This is a genomic window from Rubrivirga sp., from assembly GCF_049648075.1.
In the GTDB taxonomy this organism is placed as follows: Bacteria; Bacteroidota; Rhodothermia; order Rhodothermales; family Rubricoccaceae; genus Rubrivirga.
On the sequence record NZ_JBARYR010000236.1, the window covers coordinates 1 to 3314 of the forward strand.

Below are 3314 nucleotides of genomic sequence, written 5' to 3' on the forward strand. Positions count from 1 at the left end.
TTGTGGCCCAGACGGACCTCGGCGCCCTTGCCCTCGAGGGTGTCGCGCGTGTACTGGCGGAGTTCGGGGTCGTACCCGCCGAGCGGCAGTCGGTCGCCGTCGACCAGGACGACGCGCGCGCGCTCGACCGGAACGCGGGGGAAGTCGCGAGACAAGACCGAGAACAGCTCGCGCAAGGCCCCCGCCATCTCGACGCCGGTCGGCCCGCCGCCGACCACCGCGACGGTCAACGCCCCGTTGGATTCGCCGGCCTGAGGGCTCTCGATGAGCGACGGGTTCCGCGCGACGGCCTCGAACTGGCGGAGCACGTGGCTCCGGAGCGCGACGGCGTCCGGGACGTTTTTGATCGCGAAGCCGTTCTCGCGCGCGCCCTCGACGCCGTAGTACGCCGTCGACGCGCCCGGCGAGAGCACCAGGGCGTCGTACGTCAGATGCTCCCCGGTCTCGAGCACGACGCGTCTCTCATCGAGGTCGAGGGAGGCCACGAGCCCCAACCGCACGTCGGCGTTGCCCTGATCGCGCGTGATGTGCCGGACCGGCTGGGTAATGTCATCGACGTCGAGGCCGGCCGTGGCGACCTGGTAGAGCAGCGGCTGGAACGTGTGGTAGTTGTTCCGGTCCACCAGCACGACGTCGACGGCGGCGTCCTCGAGGGCGGCCAGGCACTCCAATCCGCCGTGTCCAGCGCCGACGATCACGACGCGAGGACGAGTGCCGGGCGGTAGGTCGAACGAATGCATCGGTCCCTCGGGAGTGGGCCGTTGGTACGTCGGCCGATGCCTTTCGTTGAGGTGACCCGGTGAAGCCGGTGATGGGCTCGGGAAGCACCTGAACCGACGTACAAATGCCGCAAGGCGGAAACGAATGACGCGCCGCGGCATAGCCTGATCGAAACTCCCCTACAAACCATGCCAATCCGTACCGTCACCTCGACCGCCGTCGCCCTCGCGGCCATTCCCTTCGCCGTCGGCACGTTCGTCTGGCGAGCACTCTCCGTCAGCCACGACGTCAGCGTCACCGTCGACCCGTTCGAGGTCGACCTCCAGCTCCGCGAGCGCAACGACGACTGAGCCTTCCGCCCTCGAGGTCGCGTTCGTCCTCGAGGGCGGCTCTAGAACCCGCGCGCTTCGGTCAAGAGGACGCGCCAGCGGCCGGCGTCGTCGCGGCGCAGCGTGACCGCGCTCACGTCGGAGACGCCTCCGGTAGCACGACCTGCTCGCAGGAGGACGTGCAGCACGTCCCCGTCCTCGACGCGTCCGACGACGGCGCGCATTGGGCGGGGAGGACCCCAGATGCCGAGGGCATCGAGGGCAGCGAGTTGGAGGGCGGTCAAATCGCGGTCGGTCAGGTTGGCTGGCCGGCGCTCGGTCGGCCGACGTCCCAACACATCCGCGGCATTGAACGACGCTCGGGCGTCACCGTCCTGAACGCGAACCGTGGGGCCGTCGAACCGGAGCATCGCGACGGCGTCCGGTCGGACCGCGGCCCACGAGTCCGGGTGCAGGAGGTCTGCGACCCTCCCCCACTGCCTCCGACTCACGGCATCGACAAACGCCTGGGCCGTGTCTCCTGCATCGAGGTCGGCAGCGGCTGACGGGCGTGGAGCCGGCGGATCGGCTCTCGGAGTCTCACGATCCCGCCTCGGCGGAAGCGGCCGGGCCGGCTCCGACGACGTGCCCTCTACGATGCCGATCCGCTCTCGCAGCGACCGGGCCACGCGCCGCGCCTCTGCCGCATCGAGCCCGACGATCATGACGAGTCCATTAGCGACGCCGCCCTCGATGCACGGCGCGGATAGCAGTGTCCCCCGGTGTAAGACCGCCAGTGCCGAGCCCGACCTCGAGGTCGTGACCTGGGCCAACCGCGCGGCGGCGTCGCCCTCGAGCCAGACCGAGACGGCCGCTCCTCCCCCGTCGTCGACCTCGAGGCCGACCGACTGGATCTCTTGCGGCACGAAAGTGGCGACGGTCTCACCGATCCAAACCTCGAGGCCGCCCAGTTGCGACCGGCGCATGCCGTCGGTGTCGCCATCGGCTTCGCTTGTCACGGCGGCTCGGAGTTCGACGCCGTCCTGGGCCGAGACCAGGGTCGTGCCGAAGAGGACCAGAAGCGCGAGACGAATCATCGGCCGAGACAACGACTAGGCCGCCGCGTCCGTGCCCTCGTGACCGTGATGGTCGCCGTGCTCCTTGACGTAGCGGCGGTTGTACTCACGCTCGTACTCGCCGTCGACCTCCTTCTCTGTTTGGACGCGGTCAAAGGCGGGGTTGTCAGGGTCGAGGGCCACGTCGTCCTGGGCTGGCTTGGTGAACACCCGCATGGCTTGGGGCGCCTCGCCGTCGGAGATGGCGGGGTCGCGGTCGGCGTCGCTGCCGGGTTCGGGGGTCGTGCTCATGGGTCTAGTTGTCGTGTGGCCTCGGTACGCCCTCGAGGGCGGAACGTTCGCCGTCCTCGCGGAGAACCAGGCCCGTGTCCGGAGCTGCGGCACAAAACGCGGACGCCCCTAGAGCGACGAGGAGCAACCCTATCGGCTGAGGTAGAGATTCCGCATCTCGAACGGCTTCGCGATCTGCTCCGCCGTGATGTCGTCCACGAACGCGATCGCCTCGCCGGTCGACTTCATCTCCGGGCCAAGCTCCTTGGTCACCTCGGGGAACTTGTCCCACGAAAAGACCGGCTCCTTGACCGCGAAGCCTGTCAAGGACGACTCGAGGTCGCCGGCCTCGCGGAAGTCCTTGAGTTTGGCGCCCATCATCAGCTTGGCGCCGATCCGAGCGACCGGCACGCCCGTCGCCTTGGCCACGAACGGGACCGTCCTCGAGGCCCGCGGGTTGGCCTCGATCACGTAGACGTGGTCGACGCCGTCGACGGTCTGGACGGCGAGCTGCGTGTTCATCATGCCGACGACCCCCAAGCGCTTCGCGATCTGGGCGACGGTCTCCTCGATGACCCCGATGGTCTCGTCGCTCAGCGAGAACGGCGGGATCACGGCCGTCGAGTCGCCCGAGTGGACGCCGGCCGGCTCGATGTGCTGCATCACGCCCGCGATCCACACCTCGTCGCCGTCGCACAGGCAATCGACGTCGACCTCGATGGCGTCCTCGAGGAAGCGGTCGAGCAGGATCTCGTTGTTGGGGAACAGGGTCAGGATGTTGGCGACGTAGTCGGCCACCTCGTCCTTGTTGATGGCGATCCGCATGCCCTGGCCGCCCAAGACGTAGCTCGGCCGGACCAGGATCGGGTAGCCGATGCCCTCGGCGACGGTGACGGCGTCCTCGACGGTCGTGGCCATGCCGTAGGGTGGGAACGGAATC

4 protein-coding genes and 1 pseudogene are annotated in these 3314 nt (G+C 68.7%); 1 reads left to right on the forward strand and 4 read right to left on the reverse strand.

Going from position 1 to position 3314, the window contains the following annotated elements; translation table 11 throughout:
* Positions 1-740, reverse strand: a 740-nt coding sequence (locus WBA11_RS07085; protein ID WP_424520002.1) for an NAD(P)/FAD-dependent oxidoreductase, incomplete at its 3' end; no start/stop codon positions are given.
* Positions 741-908: 168 nt separating this feature from the next.
* On the opposite strand from WBA11_RS07085, the gene WBA11_RS07090 reads away from it, so the two are divergent.
* Positions 909-1070, forward strand: a complete 162-nt coding sequence (locus tag WBA11_RS07090; protein WP_424520003.1) for a hypothetical protein — start codon at positions 909-911, stop codon at positions 1068-1070.
* 41 nt (positions 1071-1111) lie between these two features.
* Here the strand turns inward: WBA11_RS07090 and WBA11_RS07095 are convergent, their stop codons facing one another.
* The 3 genes and pseudogenes from WBA11_RS07095 to WBA11_RS07105 all read right to left on the reverse strand — a co-directional run.
* Positions 1112-2125, reverse strand: a complete 1014-nt coding sequence (locus WBA11_RS07095) for a SecDF P1 head subdomain-containing protein (RefSeq protein ID WP_424520004.1) — start codon at positions 2123-2125, stop codon at positions 1112-1114.
* Positions 2126-2140: 15 nt separating this feature from the next.
* Positions 2141-2395 (reverse strand): hypothetical protein, encoded by a 255-nt coding sequence (locus tag WBA11_RS07100; RefSeq protein WP_424520005.1) that lies wholly within the window; start codon positions 2393-2395, stop codon positions 2141-2143.
* A gap of 129 nt (positions 2396-2524) precedes the next feature.
* A pseudogene (locus WBA11_RS07105) lies at positions 2525-3314 on the reverse strand (carbamoyl-phosphate synthase large subunit); the annotation flags it as partial.